Source organism: Arthrobacter sp. Soil_C_49 (assembly GCF_057656635.1).
Window position 1 is genome coordinate 212660 of record NZ_JBDGJZ010000002.1, and the last position, 19676, is coordinate 232335.

The following is a 19676-nucleotide window of genomic DNA, read 5'->3' on the forward strand; positions in this document are numbered from 1 at the left end:
AAGAAAAGGATCACCCCCTTGTCCACCACTGCCACCCTGGCAACCCTGTCCGATTCCGACCGTCTGGGCGATCCGAACTGGTGGCGCCAGGCCGCCGTCTACCAGATCTATCCGCGCAGCTTCGCCGACTCCAACGGTGACGGCATCGGCGACCTCAGGGGCATCACCGCCAAGGTCCCGTACTTGAAGTCGCTGGGGATCGACGCCGTCTGGCTGAGCCCGTTCTACCCCTCCGCGCTCGCTGACGGCGGCTACGACGTGGATGACTACCGCGATGTGGACCCCAAGCTGGGAAGCCTGGCGGACTTCGATGAGATGGCCAAGGCCCTGCACGAAGCCGGGATCAAGCTGATTGCGGACATCGTGCCCAACCACTCCTCGAACCGGCACCAGTGGTTCCAGGAAGCGCTCGCCTCGCCCAAGGGCTCGCCCGCCCGGGACCGTTACATCTTCCGCGACGGAAAAGGCCCCAACGGTGAGTTCCCGCCGTCTGACTGGGACTCCGTGTTCGGTGGCCCGGCCTGGGAGCGCATCACCGAACCGGACGGCACGCCCGGCCAGTGGTACATGCACATCTTCGCCAAGGAGCAGCCGGACCTGAACTGGTCCAACCGGGAGATCCGCGAGGACTTCCTCAAGACACTGCGCTTCTGGTCGGACCGCGGCGTTGACGGCTTCCGGGTGGACGTGGCCCACGCCCTCACCAAGGACCTCACCGAACCGCTGCTGTCCAAGCTGGAACTGAGCGCGGCCAACACCGGTGTGGACGGCTTCGACGACGGTTCCCACCCCTTCTGGGACCGCGACGAAGTCCACGAGATCTACGCCGAATGGCGCGAGGTGTTCAACGAGTACAACCCGCCGCGGACCGCCGTCGCCGAAGCATGGGTCCACGCCACCCGCCGGGCCCGCTACGCCAGCCCGCAGGGGCTTGGCCAGGCCTTCAACTTTGACCTCCTGCAGGCCGACTTCGACGCTGCCGAGTACAAGGAGATCATCACCCGCAACCTCGCCGAGGCCGCCGCCACCGGCGCCTCCTCCACCTGGGTCTTCTCCAACCACGACGTGGTCCGCCACGCCACCCGCTACGGGCTGCCACAGCGATCCAAGGGCAAGGCCGGCAGCAAGGGCCAGGACGGCAAGGACTGGCTGCTCGCCGGCGGCCCCAAGGAGGAGCTGGACGTGGAGCTCGGCGAACGCCGCGCCCGCGCAGCCACCCTGCTGATGCTCGCCGTGCCGGGCTCCGCCTACCTGTACCAGGGCGAGGAACTGGGCCTCCAGGAAGTCGCGGAGATTCCCGAGTCCGAGCGTCAGGACCCCTCCTTCTTCCGGAATAAGGGCGTGGAGATCGGCCGTGACGGCTGCCGTGTCCCGCTGCCCTGGAACGTTGAGGGAACCTCCTTCGGCTTCGGCGACGGCGGCGCGCACCTGCCCCAGCCCGACTGGTTCAGCAAGTACGCGGTCGAGGCCCAGGACGGAACCCAAGGCTCCACGCTGGAGCTCTACCGCAAGGCCCTGAAGCTCCGCCGCGAACTGCAGACAGGTGAAGAGCTGGAATGGGTGGAGAACGGCAGCCCGGAGGTCCTGCACTTCCGCCGGCCCAACGGGTGGCAGTCCGTGACCAACTTCGGGGACACCGCCGTCGACCTTCCCGCCGGCGAGGTCCTGGTCAGCAGCGCGCCGCTTGAAGGCGGCAAGCTGCCCGCCAACACCACGGCATGGCTGCGGTGATGCCGCCAAGCCGCAGAGGCTCGCCAAACCGTACGGCGCGGCCCGCCTGATGCAGGAACTCATCTACGGTTGCATGGGCCTGGGCGGCAGCTGGTCCGACGAGCCGCATGCCGGGGAGCATGTGGACGAGGCTGCAGCCGCCGTCGAGGCCGCCCTGGCTGCCGGGATCACGCTGTTCGACCATGCGGACATCTACCGCAGCGGCAAGTCCGAGGCAGTGTTCGGCGAGGTGCTGGCCACCACTCCCGGGCTTCGGGACCGGATCCGGCTGCAGACCAAGTGCGGCATCAGGCTGAATGAACGGGGCCTGCAGACGCACTACGACCTCAGCCGGGAGGCCATCCTGGAGCGGGTCAACGAAAGCCTGAAGCGGCTGCGGACGGCCTACGTGGACATCCTCCTGCTGCACCGCCCGGACCCCTTGGCGGACCCGGCTGAGGTGGCTGCCGCCGTCGGACAGCTGATGGCGGAAGGCAAGATCCGGCAGCTGGGCGTGTCCAACATGTCCGGGGCGCAGATCGAGGCGCTGCAGGACCGGCTGGAAACTCCGGTGGTGGCCAACCAGCTGGAGATGAGCCTGCTGAAGCGGGCCTGGCTGGAAAGCCAGGTGCTGGTGAACCATGCCGAGCACCTGGACTACAGTTTCCCGCACGGCACCCTGGAGTACTGCGTCCGGAACGGCATCACCCTGCAGGCCTACGGCTCGCTCGCCCGGGGCCTCTATACGGGTGCGGAGCCGGACAGCCCAACGTCCGCAGAGGCTGCCACCGCTGATTTGGTGGCGCAACTGGCGGGGGAGTACGGCAGCTCGGGGGAGTCCGTCCTGCTGGGCTGGCTGATGAAGCACCCCGCGGGCATCGCACCGGTGATCGGGACGGTCAACCCCGGCCGCATCCGCGCCTGTGCCGATGCTGCCCGCGTGGCCGAAACCATGAGCCGGGCGGACTGGTACAAACTCTGGGTCACTGCGCGGGGCAGCAACATCCCCTGACCCCCACCCCGGTGGCAGCAAGGGCCGTTATGGGACTGCATAACGGCCCTTGCTGCCGCCTCCATGTGGAGAGGCAACAGTCATATCCCGTTTAGTTCGTATTGATCCTCACACGCGGGCCATTTTCAGAGGCATCGCGGTTGCGGGGCGGATACGGTAGATACATGACGTCTACCATCGCCACCGAGACCATAAGGCCGGAACGCAATATCCCGGCAGAGATCGCCCGCTCCTGGCTCCTCGTGAATGCCATGAAGCAGGAGTTGTTCGACCAGTCGGCAGTGTCCCGCGCCGACTCGATCATCCTGGATATTGAAGATGCCGTGGACCCGTCGCAGAAGGACCAGGCGCGGAACAACGTGATCGACTGGCTGACCCGAGGCGGCAAGGCCTGGGTCCGCATCAACGACGCCACCAGCCCCTTCTGGGCGGACGACCTCGCCGGCCTGCGCGGCACCCCCGGCCTCCTTGGCGTCATGCTGGCCAAGACCGAGTCCGCTGACCAGGTCACCGAATCCTTCCACCGCATGGACGGCAAAACCCCCGTTATCCCGCTGGTGGAATCCGCCGTCGGCATCGAGGAAGCCAACCACATCGCCAAGGCCCAGGGCGCGTTCCGCCTCGCCTTCGGCTCCGGTGACTTCCGCCGCGATACCGGGATGGCCGCCACCGCCGAAGCGATGGCCTACCCGCGCGCCAAGCTCGTTGTCGCCAGCCGGGTGGGCAACCTGCCGGGCCCCATCGACGGCCCCACCGTGGGCACCAACCACCCCATCCTGCGTGAGCAGACCGGCATCACCGTGATGATGGGCATGACCGGCAAGCTGTGCCTTGCCATCGACCAGACCCCCGTCATCAACGAGGTCATCAGCCCCACTCCGTCGGACGTCGCCTGGGCTACCGACTTCATGGCGGACTTCGAAGCCAACGGCCGCGTCATCCGCGACGGATCCGACCTGCCCCGGCTGGGGCGCGCCGAAAAGATCATGAAGCTCGCGGTAGCCTTTGGAGTGCAGCCCGCGCTGTAGCCCCCGCAGATTTTTGCTTCAGGAGACCCCGTGACCGATACGTCCTATCTGGTCCACGGGGTCTTTTGGCCTGCGCCGCCGGAGTCTCCCGATACGGCTGCAGCCCCTCCCGTCCTCCGGCTGCAGGCCCCGGACGGCACCTTCACCGAAACAGCGCTCAACGACGGCACTCGGCTGGGCTTCCGGCTCGCCGCCGAAGGGAAGTCCTGCCTGGGCCACCACCGGGTGCACGGCCCCGGCCGCCGCGACCACATCCTGTGCAAAGGCCGCTCCCCGTCTGTCCGGGGACACCAGTGCGAACGGTGCTTTGTGGCGGACGACTTCCGGCTCATGCACGACTTCCACCGGGGCGGCGGCGTCCCGCCCGGGCTGCGCAACTACCTGATGCAGCCGCACTGGCTGTACATCGCCACCTTCGCCAGCGGGGCCAGCAAGGTGGGAACGGCATCCGATCTGCGCAAGTGGCAGCGGCTCGCCGAACAGGGCGCCGTGGCGGCCAGTTACATCGCCCGCGCTGCCGACGGCCGGGTAGTGCGGATCCTTGAGGACCTGGTGACACGCGACGGCGGGCTGCCGCAGCAGGTGCGCTCGGCGGCGAAGGCTGCAGCCCTGGCTGAACCGGCACCCGCCGACCAGCTCAATTCCCGCAACGCCGCCCTGGCCGACGACGCGCGCCGGCTTCTGCCCGGGGCGGATGAAGACGGCTTCGAGGTAGTGACTGAAACCTGGACCAGACCGCGGCTGGCCGGGCGGCTGTGCTCCGGAACTGCCCGGCACGCCTACCCGCACGCCCTGGACTCGGGCGCCCACGGCTTCACCATCCGGTCCGTCTGCGGCAGCTTCGTCCTGGCCACCCTGGGCAATTCCGACCTGGAGTTCGTTCTGGACCTTGGCCGGCTCAAGGGCCGCACCATCGAACTGGGCCGGCACTCATCCGAGGTTCCGGCGGTCCAAGAAGCGCTGTTCTGAAGCCCGGTAGACTGGCACGGTGCTGAACGAATTCTGGGCCACCGCGCCAACCCGCTACAAAGTCCTGGTTTTCAGCGCAATGGGACTGATCGCCGTCGGCATCATCCTTAACCTTGTGGGCAACACCAGCGGCAACCAGGGCCTCGCCATGGCGTCCCTGCCGCTGATTGGGCTGGGCCTGGTCCTGCACATCGCGGGAATAGTGGTCCGCGGCCAGGCTATCCGGAAGAACCTCCGCCGGTAACCATTCGGGCCGCACTCCTTTTCTGCTGCCCAACAGCCTGACGATAGGCTGGAGCCCATGACTATCAATCCGGACCTGCAGGGCCGTAGCTACCCTGCCGCAGAGGTGTATGACGTTGGCCGCGAGAAAATCCGCGAGTTCGCCCGCGCCGTCAAGGCCACCCACCCTGCGCACTTCGATGTGGACGCCGCGAGGGGCCTTGGCCACGCCGATCTTGTTGCCCCGCCGACGTTCGCCATCATCATCGCCCAGCGCGCCGACGCCCAGCTCATCGAGGACCCGGAGGCCGGGATCGACTTCTCGCGCGTGGTCCACGCAGACCAGCGCTTCATCCACCACCGCCCCATCTTCGCCGGCGACCGGCTGGTGGCTGAACTGCACGTGGACGGTGTCCGGGCCATGGGCGGGGGAGCGATGATCACCACCCGCTCCGAAATCTTCGCCCTCGGCGCCGGTGACTCACGCGAGCCGGTCACCACCACCACGTCATCCATCCTGGTCCGCGGAGAGGGACAGTAACCATGAGCCCCACCATCCACGAACTCAGTCCCGGCCAGGAGATCGGCACCCGCACCATAGCGGTCAGCCGCACCGACCTGGTCAAGTACGCCGGTGCTTCCGGCGACTTCAACCCCATCCACTGGAACGAAGCCTTCGCCACCGGTGTTGAACTTCCGGGCGTCATCGCGCACGGCATGTTCACCATGGGTTCCGTCGTGCAGCTGGTCACCGACTGGGCCGGTGACCCCGCCGCCGTCGTGGACTTCCAGACCCGCTTCACCAAACCAGTCCTGGTCACCGACACCACGGGCACGGACGAACCCGGCGCCACCATCGAGGTCAGCGGCCTGATCGGAAAGCTCGACGCCGAGGCCAACACGGCCCGTATCGACCTCACCGTTGTTTCGGCGGGCCAGAAGGTCCTGATGAAGGCGCAGGCCGTCGTCCGGCTCAGCAAAGCCGGGAAGCGCGTCCAACTTTCCCGATAGGGTTGTGTGGTGACTTCCACCCTGCTTTCCCAGCTCACCACGGCCGCCGTCGGAGGCCCCGCGGGCACCTACATCGAGGCCGCCACTGAGGCCGACATCATCGACGCCGTCCGCACTGCGGACGCAGCAGGTGAGCCGCTGCTGATCATCAGCGGCGGCTCCAACCTGCTGATTTCCGACGACGGGTTCCCCGGCACGGTGGTCAGGATCGCCTCGGAAGGGTTCACCGTCAATGCCGAGGACTCCTGCGGCGGGGTGGCCGTGGTGGTGCAGGCCGGGCACAACTGGGACAAGCTGGTGGAGCACGCGGTCCTCCACGCCTGGTCCGGGATCGAAGCACTCGCCGGCATCCCTGGCTCCACGGGGGCGACCCCGGTGCAGAACGTGGGCGCTTACGGTTCCGACGTGTCCCAGACCATCGCCGCCGTGCGCACCTGGGACCGCGAGCGGAACGCCGTCAAAACCTTTACTAACTCCGAGTTGAAGTTCGGCTACCGGGACTCCATCCTCAAACAGACCACCGTCAACGGCTCACCCCGCTACGTGGTGCTGACGGTGGAGTTCCAGCTGCCCATCGGGCGCATGAGTGCCCCCATCCGCTACGCGGAGCTTGCCCGCACGCTGGGTGTGGAGCAGGGGAAGCGGGCCTACGCCACGGACGTCCGCCGGGAAGTCCTCCGGCTCCGGGCTTCCAAGGGCATGGTCCTGGATCCGGCGGACCGCGACACCTATTCCACCGGTTCGTTCTTCACCAACCCGATCGTGCCGGCGGAGGTGGCGGAGGCCCTGCCGGAGGGTGCACCGCGTTATCCTGCCGGCGAGGACGGGCTGGTGAAGCTCTCCGCTGCCTGGCTGATCGACCAGGCCGGCTTTGGCAAGGGCTTCGGCCTGGAGCCGGACAGTGTGAGCGGGGGCCGGGCATCCCTGTCCACCAAACACACCCTTGCCATCACCAACCGCGGCTCGGCCAAGGCCGCAGACGTGGTGGCGGTGGCCCGCGAGGTGCGTGCCGGCGTCGAACGGCGTTTCGGCATTGAGCTGCACCCGGAACCGCTGCTGATCGGCCTGGAGCTGTAGACCTGTCCCGGCCATAGGATGGGGCCATGGCTGCGAAGGTGGGGGTCCGTCTTGACCGTCGAACGCTGGGCAGGCTTCGGCTGGTGTCCCAGCGGCTGCTCCCGGCTGCTCCGCGGCAACCAGATGATGCCGTAGCTGACGCGGTCCGCTGGATGACGGCCCTGCAGGCCCAGGACCTGCAGGCGGCCATGTGGGCCGTGGGGGCAAGGGTCCCCGCCGCAGGTCTGGCCGATGTCCGCTCCGCCCTTGATTCGGGCGCCGTGGTGCGCTCCTGGCCGATGCGCGGAACGCTGCACCTGGTGGCGCCGGAGGACCTGCACTGGATGCTGGACCTCACCGCGGAACGGCTCACCAAGGGCATCGCGGGGCGGCACCGCGAACTCGGGATCGCCTGGGCGGACGTCGAGAAGTGCCGGGACCTGGCACTGGACCGTATCGCCGGGGACGGGCCGGTCAGCCGCCAGGAGCTTTTCGCGGTTTTCGACGCCGCCGGGCAGCCCACCCAGGGCCAGCGGGGCATCCACATCCTGGGGACGTTATGCCGGCACGGCTGGCTGGTGCAGGGCCCGCTGGCGGCAAACCAGCAGCTGCTGGTGGACTTTGAAAGCTGGATCCCGGCCTCCCGCCGGCTGGAACGCCACGAGGCCATCGCTGAGTTTGCGCTGCGCTACGTCCGGAGCCACGGCCCTGCCACCCTCCGTGACTTCGCCTGGTGGACGCAGATTCCGCTGACCGAGGTCCGGGCCGCCTTCGAGGACATCAAGGACCAGTTGGTGGAGCTGGAGTTTGAGGGGACAAGCTACTGGCTGTCGCCGGAGACCGCGTCATTGCTCGACGCCGGAGTGCCGGGCCAGCGCTCAGTCCTCCTGCTGCCGGGCTTCGACGAGTTTGTGCTGGGCTATACGGACCGCAGCCTTGTCCTGGCGCCGGAGCACGCCAACAAGATCGTCCCCGGCGGCAACGGCGTCTTCAAGAAGACCGTGGTGGCCGGGGGAGAGGTGATTGGCACCTGGGCCCGCGAAGGCACGGGCGCGGGTGCCGGCGTCGTGCCTGAACTTTTTGATGACGGCAAGCCTCTGCGGCCTTCTGCCCAGGCTGCCTTCACCCGTGCAGCCCAACGCTACCTCGCCTTCCTTAAGGCCTGAAGCAAAACAACGCGGGGTCACTTACGGCCCATCCGCGGGTGCGGAACGGGCCGTAAGTGACCCCGCGTTGCTGTTAGGAACCGGCCTACAGGTTCCCGGTGGCGATGTTGAGCATACGGCGCAGCGGCTCCGCGGCGCCCCACAGGAGCTGGTCGCCCACCGTGAAGGCGCTGATGTACTGCGGGCCCATTTCCATCTTGCGGATGCGGCCCACCGGGATGTCCAGGGTGCCCGAAGCTGCCACGGGGGTCAGTTCCGCCATGGACGCTTCCTTGGTGTTCGGAACCACCTTGGCCCATTCGTTGTCCTCGGCCAGCAGCTTCTCGATCTCGGCGACGGACAGGTCCTCGCGGAGCTTGAGGGTGAGCGCCTGGGAGTGGGAGCGCATGGCGCCGATGCGGACGCAGAGGCCGTCCATGATCACACGGTTCTCGTCAGAGGTGCCCAGGATCTTGTTGGTCTCGACCCCGGCCTTCCACTCTTCCTTGGACTGGCCGTTGCCCAGGTCCGCGTCGATCCAGGGAATCAGGGAGCCGGCCAGGGGAACGCCGAACTGGGTGGCATCAATGTCCGTGCGCTGGTGGGCCAGGACCTTGCGGTCGATGTCCAGGATGGCCGACGCCGGGTCGTCCAGTTCCGTGCTGACCTCGGCGTTGAGCGTGCCGAACTGGCTGAGCAGCTCGCGCATGTGCCGGGCGCCGCCGCCGGAGGCAGCCTGGTAGGTCATGGAGGTGCCCCACTCCACCAGGTTGTTCTTGAACAGCCCGCCGAGCCCCATGAGCATGCAGGACACGGTGCAGTTGCCGCCGATGAAGTCCTTGGTGCCGTTGACCAGGCCCTTATCGATGACGTCGCGGTTGATGGGGTCCAGGACGATGATCGAGTCGTCGTTCATGCGCAGGGTGGAGGCGGCGTCGATCCAGAGGCCGTCCCAGCCGCGGCTGCGCAGCTCGCCGTGGACCTGCTTGGTGTAATCGCCGCCCTGTGCGGTGACGATAATGGGCAGCTTGGCCAGCGTGTCGAGGTCGAACGCGTTTTCGAGCTTGCCGGCGCCTTCAGCGAAGGAAGGCGCGGCACCTCCCGCGTTGGAGGTGGAGAAGAACACCGGGTTGATGTTGGCGAAGTCGCCCTCGTCCTGCATGCGCTGCATGAGGACGGAACCGACCATGCCGCGCCATCCGACCAGGCCGACGGAAGGGGTAGCTGCTGTAGTCATTCGTACAGTTTAGACTTCGGAACCGGCCCGGCGCAGTCGGTTACGTCACGCCGTCAGGCTCGAAGAAGTAAACGGACGACGGCGGTATGCGGCTTTTGCTGTTAGTCCGACCGGTGGGTGGAGGATCCGCCCGTCACTCTTGGCAGTGGACACCGCGTGCCGTGCCGGTGGGTTACTGCGAGACGTGACCCGCGCCCGGCTCCGGTGCCTGCCGCTCCTTGCGCAGCTTCTTGGCGCGGTACTCGTCCCTCGCCATGCCGAAGGTGTACCACGCTCCGAGACCACCCAGCGCGGTGAGGAACAATGCGCCCCAAAAGGGCGGCTCGCCGCGGCCCATGGGCGCCAGCAGTATCACCAAAGAAAGCACGACTAAAAGGCTCATCACCGTGGTGAGGATTCCCATGCCCCACCACGATCGGACTTGCACTTGTCCACGTCCGGGAGAGAAACCAATTTCGTCACCGGGGTAGCTGTGCAGGTCCCCGGTGTTGGTCCTCCGAAGGACACGCTTCTCTCCCCGGGCCAGGGCCGCCTTGTGCTCGGCATACACGTCATCATTGCGGCGCTCACGCTCGCGATCGAAGGTCACAGTCAGTCCTGACGGATGGTGCGGATCTGGTCGAGGAGGGCAGCGTCGTCGAGGCCCCTCGTTTCAACAATGTCCTTCTGCTGCGTGTTGGACGTGCCGATGGTCCATGACCCGTCACCGCCATTTTTCACGTAAAGGGTCTGCCCTGTGGGCTCCTCGCGTCGGCGAAGTGTGGCGCCGCCCTCCGGCGTACTGTGCAGATGATGTTTGATCACCAGGAAGTTGGCCTCGGCGGCGGTGACGTCAGGTCGCTGCGCCATGGCCCACCAGGTGAAGTAGGCGCGCGGCTGGAACAGCAAGTGGATGTCCTCACTTTCCATGCCGATCACACTGTCGCCTCCCTCTGCGGTAAGCAGCGAGATTTCCATGCGGCGACTGGCGGAAGAGAGGACAGATGCCACTGCGGCGGTGGGCCCTGCAACGGCGAGAAGCCCATCGCTTTCGGCCGTGGCCAGACCACGGGCAACCAAGGACGATGCGCCGGCGCTCACCATGGTGCTGTCGCCGAGGTAGCTGTCTACCCGCAAGGCCTGCGCGCTGAGCACTGCTGCATCTCCGGCGCGCAGGCTCGCAAGCGCGGCTACCTCGGCAAATCCATAACCGATGGCGTCGGGTGTGGCGGTGCCTTCCGTTGTTGTTTCCGTCATCGTCGAGACCTCTCGTTGTGTTGCTTAGAATCCAAAGAAATCGCCCACATTTTCGACCGCGTCCCCGGCACCTTCCCAGGCTGCTTTGGCACCGTCAGCGATGGAACCGCCGATGGCGTTGACAGTCTCCTTTACCACCGGAACATTGTCATAAATAGCCAGAGCACCCGAAGCCACCATGGCCGCCGTTCCGATGGGTGGCGGAGCGAAGCTTGCCACTCCCAAGCCTGCCTTGATACCAGAGTAGAGGGCGGCGCCGCCGTCGCCTTCCTTGATGTTGTTGACGGTGTCCAGCAGGTCCAGGCCAACACCGAGTCCGCCGAGGGCCTTCCCTCCGACCTCGAAAAATGTTGCTGCCTTCCCGCCCTCGGCAAGATTCAGGGCAGTATCCCACCTGCCATCAAAAAGCTCAGACGACGTGTTGAATAACTGGCTCAGCATGTTGCTGTCTTGAAATGCCTTTGCCACGTCACGGAAGTCCTTGGAGAAGAACTCAGCGAAGCTGTCTGCCTTCTTGATGAAGTGCGGCAGGTCGAAGAGACCAGCCCGAAGGTTTGGGAACGCCTTGGTGAGGCCGTAGATGTCCCAGCCATCGCGGAATGGGGAGTCCGGATCGGCAACCCAGTCCGGGCCCCAGGGGTTATTGCTGCCCTGTCCGGGGACGGGGCCTTGCCCTCCGGGTCCGGCCTCTCCACCGGCACCTGGCCCTCCGGAACCCGTGCCGGTGTCACTCGCCTTCTCCTGCTGGTTCGCGTTCTCCAGGAGCTTTTTCGACTCCTGCTGCAGCGCGAAGGCAGCCTGCTGGAGCATTGCGCGGTGGCTGCCGTTCCATTCGGAGCGGAACGCAACGGCGTCCTGGCCCTTCCACGACGTTGTGCTGTTGATATGGCTTGTCAGCTGCGTGGACTGCTGCAGCAGCTGATCGGCGGTCTTACCGAACTGCTTCGCCAGCGTCCGCAATTCGGCAACGTCCGCGCCCCACAAATTTCCTGCCACCCGGCAATCCCCCCGATAATCGACCAGCCGTCTTTCAAGCTGAAACCCAGCTCAGCCTAATGGCAACATGCACCCGTCGCGATGGGGTGTCCTCCCCATACGCGGCACAAGGTCCTAACTGCGCTCGGAATCCTCCAGCACCGCGGCCTTGCGGGCCCGCAGCGCGAAGAAGGCGCCGAAGGCGAAGACCTGCGTCACCACCACCAGCACGATGGCCCCGGCGATTTTGTTGCCGCCCAGGATCATGGTGAATCCTACGATTGCGGACAGCAGCGCCAACAGGGGGAGCAGCATGTAGCCCAGCACAAAGAGGGTTTCGGGTTTCTTTAACATTCCTAGCCCTCAGTCCGTGACCATTTGGTGAATCGGTAGCGTGTGCCGTTGGCGGCCGTCAGCCAGCCGTCGGGCGGGACGGAGGCGGATGCCTCCCACCCGGTGCCGAGCTCGGGGGCGAAAGTGTCGCCGTCGGCCTCGACGTCGATGGTGGTGACCACCGCGACGTTCGCAAGTTCGGTGGACTGGCGGAAAATCTCGCCGCCGCCCAGGATCCAGACGGTTTCTCCGCCGTCGACAAACTGGGACTCAAGCAGTGCGTCATCAAGTGAAGGAACCACGACGGCGCCCTCCGCCTCGGGCGTGTCAGCCCAGCTCTTCTGCCGGGTGATGACGATGTTGGTGCGGCCGGGCAGGGGGCGGAACTTGTCCGGGAAGGACAGCCACGTCTTACGGCCCATCACCACGGGGTGGCCCATCGTGAGCCGGTTGAAGTGCTTCAGGTCCTCGGGCAGGTGCCAAGGCATGTCGCCGTCTTTGCCGATGACCCCGTTGGGCGTCTGCGCCCACACCAGGCCCACGCCGGTCACCGAGGCGGCGAGCTCTTCGGTAAAGGACTGCGGATCGGTGGAGTTCTCCGTGCTCATACGGCGATCGGAGCCTTGATCGTGGGGTGGTGCTGGTAGCCCACCACTTCGAAGTCCTCCAGCGTGTAGTCGAAAATCGAAGCCGGCTTACGGTTGATCTTCAGCTGCGGGTACTCGTAGGGCTCCCGCTCCAGCTGCTTGAGGACCTGGTCCATGTGGTTCTCGTAGATGTGCACGTCTCCGCCGGTCCACACGAATTCACCCGGCTCCAGGCCCACCTGCTGGGCCACCATGCAGGTGAGCAGCGCGTAGGAGGCGATGTTGAACGGGACACCCAGGAACATGTCCGCGGAGCGCTGGTACAGCTGGCAGGACAGTTTGCCGTCCGCCACATAGAACTGGAAGAACGCGTGGCAGGGCGGCAGGGCCATATCGTGCAGTTCCGATACATTCCACGCAGAAACAATGTGGCGGCGGGAATCCGGGTTGGACTTCAGGTTCTCCACCAGCTCAGCGATCTGGTCGATGTGCCCGCCGTCGGGTGTGGGCCAGCTGCGCCATTGGACACCGTACACAGGGCCGAGGTCGCCGTCGGCGTCGGCCCATTCGTTCCAGATGGTGACGCCCTGGTCCTGCATCCACTTGATGTTTGTCTCGCCCCGCAGGAACCACAAAAGCTCCACCGCCACGGACTTAAAGTGGACCCGTTTGGTGGTGATCAGCGGGAAGCTTTTCGAGAGGTCGAAGCGGATTTGGCGCCCAAAAACGCTGGTTGTTCCGGTCCCGGTGCGGTCCGATTTGTGCGTGCCGGAAGCCAGGACTTCGCGCAGGAGGTCTTCATAAGGCGTTGGGATGCTCACGCCACAAGTCTACTTTGGTTGATCCGAGGAACAGCCCAGGCCGCGCTAGTCGTCGAAGGGCTTGAACTGCTCCACGGCCACGATCCTGTTTTTGGCGCCCGGGGCCACATGGCACACCACGAGTTCGCCGGGGGACAGGTATGGTTCCTCCGCCGGCAGGAGTGCGGCCAGGTGCCGGGGCATGTGCTGGGCCAGCTGCCCGAACACAGTGGGCAGCGCCGGGCGGTGGGTGCAAACGACCACCGGCCGCTGCTTATCAAACAGCCCCTCAACGACTGCCGCGGTCTTCTTCGGATTCCGCTCATGCCGGTGTTCGGTCAGGGCTTCCGAGAGTTTTACCTTGGCCCCGGCAGCCTTCGCGTAAGGCGCCACCGTGGCCACGCACCGGAGCCACGGGCTGGTGACCACCCGGGGCGGTTTCCACGCCTGGAGCAGCCGGCCCACAGCCTTTGCCTGGCGGTTTCCCGTGGCCGCGAGCGGGCGTTCCCCTTCGGCCTTGGACCAGGACGAGCGGGGCTTCGCCTTGGCGTGGCGGAGCACCAGGAGCGGCCAGGTGTTCAGCTCGCCGCGTTTATGGGCATCCTGCAGGTATTCCAGCGGCGCGACGTCGGACGGGTTGGACAGCAGCCGGGCGGCCTTGTCGGGAGCGCACCACATCACGCTGTCCACCTCCTTGCCGTCGGGCACCAACTTGTCACCATTGACCCTGACCGCCCAGTAGTAAACCACTTTCAGGCCTGAAGCCACGTGGTAATGGATCGGGGGCAACGGAATGCCCAGCGCGCCCGTCAGCCCGATCTCTTCCCACACCTCCCGGACAGCGCACTCAGGGATGGTTTCGCCGTCGTCAATCTTTCCCTTGGGCCAGGACCAGTCGTCATAGCGGGGCCGGTGGATCAGCAGGACCTCAAGCTGGTCTTTGTTCAGACGCCAGGGCAGCGCGCCGGCAGCCGTGACGGCTACCGGTTCGCCTGGATGGTCTGTCTGGTCTGCTACGAGTGCGTCGCTGGACAAAACCGCGGCCCTTACCGTCGGCTCAGGCTGCGTTGCCGTGGCCGTGACGCCAGCAGGAAGGACTGGACATCCTCAAGCGGCCGGCCGTCATCCGCCAGGTGATGGCGCGTCCACCGTCCCTCGTTGTCCAGGTGCCAGCTGGCGGTCTCGGGCGCCATGTACCTGGCCATCAGGTCCAGGACATACTGGATGTCGTCAGCACTCGCCAGCTGGACCAGGGCCTCCACCCTGCGGTCCAGGTTACGGTGCATCATGTCCGCCGAGCCGATGTACACCACCGGATCACCGCCGTTGGCGAAGGCAAACACGCGGGAGTGCTCCAGGAACCTGCCCAGGACCGAACGCACGGTGATGTTGTCACTGAGCCCCGGCACGCCCGGGCGCAGCGAGCAGATGCCGCGCACCACCACGTCCACCTTCACGCCCGCCTGCGACGCCCGGTACAGCGAGTCGATAATGGCCTCGTCCACCATGGAGTTGACCTTGATCTGGACCCGGCCCGGGAGGCCGGCCCGGGCGTTGCGGATCTCCGTCTCAATCCTGTCGATCAGGCCGGAGCGCACCGAACGCGGGGCCACCAGGAGGCGCTTGAACGTTGATTTGGGTGCGTAGCCGGAGAGCTGGTTGAAGAGCTTGGACAGGTCCTCGCCCACCTGCTCGTCGGCGGTGAGGAGGCCGAGGTCCTCGTAGTAGCGGGCAGTCCGGGGGTGGTAGTTGCCGGTACCGATGTGGCAGTAACGGCGCAGCCCGTCCACTTCCTGGCGTACCACCAGTGAGAGCTTGCAGTGCGTTTTCAGGCCCACGATGCCGTACACCACGTGCACTCCGGCCTGCTCCAGCTTGCGTGCCCAGGAGATGTTCGCCTGCTCATCAAACCGGGCCTTGATCTCCACGAGGGCAAGGACCTGCTTACCGGCCTCGGCCGCATCAATCAGGGCGTCGACGATGGGGGAGTCGCCCGACGTGCGGTACAGGGTCTGTTTGATGGCCTGCACCTTGGGGTCGGCAGCTGCCTGTTCCAGGAACGCCTGCACAGAGGTGGAGAACGAGTCGTAGGGGTGGTGGAGCAGGATGTCCCGGCGGCGCATGGCCGCGAAAACGTTGGCTGCCTTGGACGTCTCGGACTCGTTGAGATAACGGGAGGTGTGCGGGACGTGCTTGGGGTAGTGCAGGTCCGCGCGGTCAATGCCCGCAATGACTGACAGGCCGCGAAGGTCCAGCGGTGCTGGGACGGAGTAGACCTCGGATTCCTCAACACCCAGTTCGCGGATCAGCAGCGCCCGGATGTTGGGGTTGATGTCGTTGGTGACTTCAAGGCGGACCGGAGGGCCAAAACGCCGGCGCAGGAGTTCCTTCTCCAGCGCCTGCAGCAGGTTCTCGGCGTCGTCCTCTTCGACCTCCACGTCCTCGTTCCGGGTCACGCGGAAGGTGTGGTGCTCCAGGACTTCCATGCCGGCAAACAGTTTGTCCAGGTGGACGGCAATAACTTCCTCGAGCGCGATGAAGCGGGCCACCCGGCCAGCCACCGCACCGGCGCGCGGGCCGTCGATGGAGATGAGACGCGGCAGCTGATCGGGGACCTTGACGCGGGCGAAGAGCTCCTTGTCGCTCACCGGGTTCCGGACCACCACGGCCAGGTTCAGCGAAAGCCCCGAGATGTAGGGGAACGGGTGCGCCGGGTCCACCGCCAGGGGCGTCAGGATGGGGAACACTTTTTCGGCAAACATCTGGCTGAGCTGCTGCTTGGCGGCGTCATCGAGTTCATCCCAGTGCATGAGGTGGATGTGCTCATAGGCCAGGGCCGGGCGGATCTGGTCCGCGAAGACCTGGGCGTGGCGCTGCTGGAGCCGGTGCGCTTCCTCACCGATCTTTTCCAGCACCTCCACCGGGCTCAGCCCGGCAGGGGAGGGGACGGCCAGTCCCGTGGCGATGCGCCGCTTCAGGCCCGCCACGCGGACCATAAAGAACTCGTCCAGGTTGGACGCAAAGATGGACAGGAAGCTGACGCGTTCCAGCAGGTGCAGGGTGGGGTCCTCGGCCAGCTCCAGGACCCGGGAGTTGAAGCTGAGCCAGCTCAGTTCGCGGTCCAGGAAGCGGTCCGGCCGGATATCCCCTTCGGGCTCGAGGTTGGGCGCGAAGTCCGGGATGTCTATCCGGTCCTGTGTGGCCCGCGACGCCGGAACCTCCGAGGAGCCGAAGCGCGCGCGCACCGGGACTGGAGCCTCTTGGGACGTGGCTGCTCCGGAAGGTTCCGGGTTCATGGCATCTCCTTTACCTGGCGCTTGATGCTGCCGTTTCCGGCCGGCGCGGTTCTGTTTCAACCTTACAAGCATTCAGCGGGCGGCGGCCCTTGATTTAGCGCCCGGGGCCCCCTGCGTCAGGGGACTGGACTAACCCGCTGCCGGGCCATACATCACGTCCATGTCCCAACGGGAAAAGCCCAGGCGCCGGTACAGGGCAACCGCCGGTGCGTTATCGGCGTCCACGTACAGCATGACGGCGTGCAGCCCCAGTGCCTGCAGGTGTTTGATGCCCGCCACGGTCAGCGCCTTGCCCAAGCCTGATCCCTGCGCTTCCGGGGTAATGCCCACCACGTAGATCTCGCCGATGGCGGGGTGGGCGCCGTGGCGGGGATGGACCTTGGTCCAGTGGTACCCCAGCAGCCGGCCGTCCCCATCGACTGCCAGGAGGAAGCCTGCAGCGTCGAACCAGGATTCGGCCATGCGTGCGTCGAGGTCCGCGCGGGTGAGGCTGCCCTGCTCCGGGTGGTGCGCGAAGGCCGCGCGGTTAGCCGCCAGCCAGGCGTCCTCATCCTGCCCCGGCACAAACGCGCGGATGGTCACCCCGTCCGGAAGGACGACGTCGGGAAGGTCCGCCGCCGCCGTCGTCATCCGCATCTTCCACAGCTCACGCACGGGGACGTAGCCGTAGCGGGCGGCAAGGTCAGCGGCCGCTTCGTGGTTGCCGTGGGACCAGGCCCTCAATCCGGAGAACCCGCGGCGGTCCTGGAGGGCGCCCACCAGGCGGTCTGCTACGCCCTGGTTGCGGTAGCTGGGGTGCACCGCGATCTCCACCACGCCGGTGCCGTCCGGCTCTTCCACCACAGCGGCGAACCCGGCAAGGTCCTGGCCGGAGGAAGGATCGGAATCCTCGTCCGGCGCGTACAGGGCCAGGGTCAGCAGCTTGTGGTCGGGGGTATCCCCGGCGCGCATGCTGATCAGCGTCTGCTCGGAGATGGACGGGTTTCCGTCCGACTCTTCGGCTGCGGCCAGGAGGTCGCGGCAGTCCTTCAGGAGCTGCTCGTCAACCGCGCCTTGGACTGCATGGACGGGCCACTTCTCAGGGTGCGCTGGAGTCATGAAGCAAGGCTATACGGGAAGGACGGATACGGCCCGCAGCGGAACCGGCTCAGGCTTCGGTGAGCTCGTCTTCGACCTGCCGGACGAGTGTCAGGCGGTAGCCCACGTTGCGGACTGTGCTGATGAGGTTCTCGTGGTCGGCGCCCAGCTTGGCGCGCAGCCGCCGGACGTGGACGTCCACGGTGCGCGTGCCGCCGTAGTAGTCGTAGCCCCACACCTCGGTAAGCAGCTGCTGCCGTGTGAAGACCCGGCCCGGGTGCTGGGCCAGGTACTTCAGGAGCTCGAATTCCTTGAAGGTCAGGTTCAGCGGTGCACCGTTGACCCGGGCCGTGTAGCTTGCTTCGTCGATGACAACGCCTGCGGCGCGGATTTCGGACGGGGCGTCATCCTGCTCAGGAACGGCGCGGGCGACGGAGAGCCGGATGCGGGCTTCCACCTCGGCCGGGCCGGCTGACTCGAGAACGATGTCGTCAACGGCCCAGGCGGAGGAAACAGCAGCCATGCCGCCTTCAGTCAGGATGAGCACCAGCGGGGCGCTCAGGCCGGTGGCCTTGAGGAGCTGGGTGAGGGACCGGGCGCCCACGAGGTCTTTGCGTGCATCCAGCAGCACGATGTCGCAGGGATCGGTCTCCAGGAGGGCAGTTGGTTCGGCGGGGAGGATGTGCACCCGGTGGTTCAGCAGTTCCAAGGCAGGAAGGATGTCCACCGAGGATCCGGTGCTGTTCGTCAATAACAGGATGTGCGACATTGTTCCTCCAAGGGCCGTCCGCGCATCATTGGGCGACTGAACCGGATTCTCACCGGCCGGTACTGGCTCCCTGCCGAGGTTTTCGGGCCACTGCCAACTGCAGCGGTCCGGCCACCTCAGCCGGGAACTTAGCTGAGCCTCGAGTATACCCGGCAGGCCTCAAAGTGGCATGGATTAGCCTCGGGCCAACGTACGTTTTGCGACATATGCCGTTCACATAAGGCAGGATTGGGGGCAGGGCTGGATTGCCCTGGCACTGAGGGCGGGCGCCGCCTTCCAACGTCAACGCAGGATGGGATGCAGCGCAGTGAGTGCACAAACTAGGCCCCGGCCGGGATCCGAATGACGGCGGAACTTCAGGCACCCGTGCGCTCCCTGGGCTCGTGGACCATCGGTGTGGTGGGCATCGCAGGGCTGGCGGCGATCATCGGCGGGGTGTATGCGTCCCGCGAAGCTTTGGTGGCCGTTGCCGTGCTCATCGCCGCTGCTGTTGGCATCGGCTGGCCGCACTTCCTCCGCATTCCCGCCAAAAAGACCCTCGCCGCGGTGATCGGCCTCGCCGGAGCCGGGGCAGCCGTGGCCGCCGCCTACGCACCCGCACCAGGGTTCCTGGACTGGACGCCGCCGTTTATCGCCCTTGGGATCATGGCCGTTTTTGTGGTGCAGCTCATCCGCGGGACCGGGCAGGCGCAGCGGCTGGAGTCCACCCTCGGATGTTCGGTGGGCGTGCTGCTGTCCTGCCTGGGCGCCGGGTGGATCGCAGGCGCCAGGTTCAACGGGGTCCGCGAGATGCTGCTCGTGGCCGCCATCAGCGCCGCTGTTGCCCTTCTGGCGGGACTGATCCGCTGGCCGGACAGCATCGTAGCGCCCCTGGGGATTATCCTGGCCGGACTTGCGGGTCCGCTGGCCGGGCTGGTGCTCTCCGACATCGCCGTGCTCCCGGCCGCGATCTTCGGAGTGGTGGTGGGTGCAGTGCTGGTGAGCTTCCGCCGCCTTGTAACGCTCCGCGGGGCTCCGTTAAATGTTCCCGCAGCCCTTAGCATGGGGCTGGCGCCTGTCTCCGCGGTGGGTTCGCTGGCCTACTTCATAGACAAACTACTCATCTACTAACGGTTAGGATGGCATCATGTCCGTACTTGCTTTTGAAATTTTCTTCCTTGTCCTGCTCGGCATCGCCAGCCTGTCCATGGCGTGGTTTGCCGGCTTTGTGGTC

The 19676-nt window shown here is 66.1% G+C and carries 21 protein-coding genes; 10 read left to right on the forward strand and 11 right to left on the reverse strand.

Annotated elements, in window-relative coordinates; all coding sequences use genetic code 11:
* The first annotated feature begins 18 nt into the window (after positions 1 to 18).
* From AC3A4Z_RS04315 to AC3A4Z_RS04355, 9 genes are all read left to right on the forward strand, one after another.
* Entirely contained in the window at positions 19 to 1731 is a 1713-nt protein-coding gene (locus AC3A4Z_RS04315) for a glycoside hydrolase family 13 protein (protein ID WP_498710328.1), read from the forward strand.
* 49 nt (positions 1732 to 1780) lie between these two features.
* The gene (locus AC3A4Z_RS04320) at positions 1781 to 2722 is read left to right on the forward strand and encodes an aldo/keto reductase (protein WP_498710330.1); all 942 of its coding nucleotides are present in this window, start codon (positions 1781 to 1783) and stop codon (positions 2720 to 2722) included.
* A gap of 164 nt (positions 2723 to 2886) precedes the next feature.
* The gene (locus AC3A4Z_RS04325; protein WP_498710332.1) at positions 2887 to 3750 is read left to right on the forward strand and encodes an HpcH/HpaI aldolase/citrate lyase family protein; all 864 of its coding nucleotides are present in this window, start codon (positions 2887 to 2889) and stop codon (positions 3748 to 3750) included.
* A gap of 30 nt (positions 3751 to 3780) precedes the next feature.
* Positions 3781 to 4719 (forward strand): DUF2797 domain-containing protein, encoded by a 939-nt coding sequence (locus AC3A4Z_RS04330; protein ID WP_498710334.1) that lies wholly within the window; start codon positions 3781 to 3783, stop codon positions 4717 to 4719.
* 19 nt (positions 4720 to 4738) lie between these two features.
* Positions 4739 to 4963 (forward strand): DUF3188 domain-containing protein, encoded by a 225-nt coding sequence (locus tag AC3A4Z_RS04335; protein ID WP_498710335.1) that lies wholly within the window; start codon positions 4739 to 4741, stop codon positions 4961 to 4963.
* A 57-nt stretch (positions 4964 to 5020) separates the two neighbouring features.
* The gene (locus tag AC3A4Z_RS04340; RefSeq protein ID WP_498710337.1) at positions 5021 to 5482 is read left to right on the forward strand and encodes an FAS1-like dehydratase domain-containing protein; all 462 of its coding nucleotides are present in this window, start codon (positions 5021 to 5023) and stop codon (positions 5480 to 5482) included.
* Positions 5483 to 5484: 2 nt separating this feature from the next.
* Positions 5485 to 5952, forward strand: coding sequence for a MaoC family dehydratase (locus tag AC3A4Z_RS04345; RefSeq protein WP_498710339.1), 468 nt, complete (start codon positions 5485 to 5487; stop codon positions 5950 to 5952).
* Positions 5953 to 5961: 9 nt separating this feature from the next.
* Entirely contained in the window at positions 5962 to 7029 is a 1068-nt protein-coding gene (locus AC3A4Z_RS04350; RefSeq protein ID WP_498710340.1) for a UDP-N-acetylmuramate dehydrogenase, read from the forward strand.
* 26 nt (positions 7030 to 7055) lie between these two features.
* A complete protein-coding gene (locus AC3A4Z_RS04355) occupies positions 7056 to 8174 on the forward strand; it encodes a winged helix DNA-binding domain-containing protein (protein ID WP_498710342.1) in 1119 nt (372 codons plus the stop codon).
* Positions 8175 to 8259: 85 nt separating this feature from the next.
* Here AC3A4Z_RS04355 and asd read toward each other — a convergent pair whose 3' ends face one another.
* The 11 genes from asd to AC3A4Z_RS04410 form a co-directional block, all read right to left on the reverse strand.
* On the reverse strand, positions 8260 to 9390 hold the full coding sequence (gene asd, locus AC3A4Z_RS04360) for an aspartate-semialdehyde dehydrogenase (RefSeq protein ID WP_498710344.1): 1131 nt from the start codon (positions 9388 to 9390) through the stop codon (positions 8260 to 8262).
* A 172-nt stretch (positions 9391 to 9562) separates the two neighbouring features.
* A complete protein-coding gene (locus AC3A4Z_RS04365; RefSeq protein WP_498710346.1) occupies positions 9563 to 9979 on the reverse strand; it encodes a hypothetical protein in 417 nt (138 codons plus the stop codon).
* Positions 9980 to 9981: 2 nt separating this feature from the next.
* The gene (locus tag AC3A4Z_RS04370) at positions 9982 to 10626 is read right to left on the reverse strand and encodes a hypothetical protein (protein WP_498710348.1); all 645 of its coding nucleotides are present in this window, start codon (positions 10624 to 10626) and stop codon (positions 9982 to 9984) included.
* 24 nt (positions 10627 to 10650) lie between these two features.
* Positions 10651 to 11622: a WXG100 family type VII secretion target gene (locus AC3A4Z_RS04375; protein ID WP_498710350.1), complete on the reverse strand. Its 972-nt coding sequence runs from the start codon at positions 11620 to 11622 to the stop codon at positions 10651 to 10653.
* 114 nt (positions 11623 to 11736) lie between these two features.
* Positions 11737 to 11955 (reverse strand): NF038396 family protein, encoded by a 219-nt coding sequence (locus tag AC3A4Z_RS04380; RefSeq protein ID WP_050054275.1) that lies wholly within the window; start codon positions 11953 to 11955, stop codon positions 11737 to 11739.
* A gap of 2 nt (positions 11956 to 11957) precedes the next feature.
* Positions 11958 to 12542 (reverse strand): dihydrofolate reductase, encoded by a 585-nt coding sequence (locus AC3A4Z_RS04385; protein ID WP_498710352.1) that lies wholly within the window; start codon positions 12540 to 12542, stop codon positions 11958 to 11960.
* The gene (locus AC3A4Z_RS04390; protein WP_498710354.1) at positions 12539 to 13342 is read right to left on the reverse strand and encodes a thymidylate synthase; all 804 of its coding nucleotides are present in this window, start codon (positions 13340 to 13342) and stop codon (positions 12539 to 12541) included. Before AC3A4Z_RS04390 ends, AC3A4Z_RS04385 begins: the two co-directional genes overlap by 4 nt.
* A 45-nt stretch (positions 13343 to 13387) precedes the next feature.
* Positions 13388 to 14356, reverse strand: a complete 969-nt coding sequence (locus tag AC3A4Z_RS04395; RefSeq protein WP_498710356.1) for an NUDIX hydrolase — start codon at positions 14354 to 14356, stop codon at positions 13388 to 13390.
* A gap of 11 nt (positions 14357 to 14367) precedes the next feature.
* Positions 14368 to 16617, reverse strand: coding sequence for an RNA degradosome polyphosphate kinase (locus AC3A4Z_RS04400; RefSeq protein WP_498710357.1), 2250 nt, complete (start codon positions 16615 to 16617; stop codon positions 14368 to 14370).
* Between the two features lie 129 nt (positions 16618 to 16746).
* Positions 16747 to 17715 carry a mycothiol synthase gene (mshD, locus tag AC3A4Z_RS04405; protein WP_498710359.1) on the reverse strand — a complete coding sequence of 323 codons (969 nt, stop codon included), beginning with the start codon at positions 17713 to 17715 and terminating at the stop codon, positions 16747 to 16749.
* A 49-nt stretch (positions 17716 to 17764) separates the two neighbouring features.
* Complete coding sequence (locus AC3A4Z_RS04410) at positions 17765 to 18463, reverse strand: winged helix-turn-helix domain-containing protein (protein ID WP_493970632.1); 699 nt, start codon at positions 18461 to 18463, stop codon at positions 17765 to 17767.
* A 342-nt stretch (positions 18464 to 18805) separates the two neighbouring features.
* Between AC3A4Z_RS04410 and AC3A4Z_RS04415 the strand changes: the two genes are divergently transcribed.
* Complete coding sequence (locus AC3A4Z_RS04415) at positions 18806 to 19573, forward strand: permease (protein WP_498710360.1); 768 nt, start codon at positions 18806 to 18808, stop codon at positions 19571 to 19573.
* The last annotated feature ends 103 nt before the right edge of the window (positions 19574 to 19676 follow it).